Source organism: Sulfitobacter sp. 15WGC (genome assembly GCF_005068605.1).
Lineage (GTDB): Bacteria > Pseudomonadota > Alphaproteobacteria > Rhodobacterales > Rhodobacteraceae > Sulfitobacter > Sulfitobacter faviae.
Genome location: NZ_SZNL01000162.1, coordinates 1 through 254, shown reverse-complemented (window position 1 = coordinate 254; position 254 = coordinate 1). Strand labels below are relative to the sequence as shown.

Genomic DNA, 254 nt, shown 5'->3' with positions numbered 1-254 from the left:
CTTCCAACTGGCTTACCCCGTTTTCCAAGGCTTCGATCAGGGTCGCGCCGCTAATCTGGAAGGTCGAGAGCGTGTTCTGGAACGGCAGCACGGTCAGCACCTCGCCCATGGTCACCTCACCCGCGTCATGGAGGCACGCAAGCCGCCCGCGTTGGAGATCGCCACGTCGATGCCCTGATCCTTCACCCGGTCCAGCATCGCGTCGGAGACAAGGTTGCCCATCGCACATTCCTGCGCGCGGCAGATGTCACGGC

1 pseudogene is annotated in these 254 nt (G+C 63.4%); it reads right to left on the bottom strand.

Annotation, left to right across the window (positions count from 1 at the left end):
- Positions 1 to 254, bottom strand: a pseudogene (locus FCK22_RS18385) (5'-nucleotidase); the annotation flags it as partial.